Raw genomic sequence first — 408 nt, 5'->3', positions numbered from 1 at the left:
TCGGGGCCGACCGGGATGCCGCTGAGCGCGTCGAACTTGGGTTGGTAGTACAGGCGCAATTGCTCCTGTTCCACCGCATTACGCAAGTCCTGCAACAGCTGCAATTGCTTGCGTGCATTGTTGTTCATCGACACGTCAAAGAAGCTGTAGCCGTTCTTGCCCATGCCTTTGGCGTGGTACATCGCGGCGTCGGCGTTCATCAGCAATTCCTGAGGGTTGCCACCGTTGCCCGGGAACATTGCGATGCCGACGCTGGCAGAGATCTTCAGCTCATGCTCGGCCACCTGGAAGGCGCGGTTGATCAGGATCACCTGGCGCTCGGCAAGGCCAAGGGCATCGTCCGGCTGGGTCAGTTGCACCAGGAACACAAACTCATCGCCGCCGATGCGCGCCAAGGTGTCCTGGCTG

The 408-nt window shown here is 60.3% G+C and carries 1 protein-coding gene; it reads right to left on the bottom strand.

Translation table 11 applies throughout. The features are described 5' to 3' along the window. A partial coding sequence (locus SOP95_RS31870) for a diguanylate cyclase (protein WP_323609571.1) occupies positions 1–408 on the bottom strand: 408 nt, incomplete at both ends.

Origin of the sequence: Pseudomonas sp. YuFO8 (assembly GCF_035065025.1) — a bacterium.
GTDB lineage: Bacteria > Pseudomonadota > Gammaproteobacteria > Pseudomonadales > Pseudomonadaceae > Aquipseudomonas > Aquipseudomonas putida_AE.
Note: the sequence above shows the minus strand (reverse complement) of the source record. Positions and strands in the feature narration are given on the sequence as shown.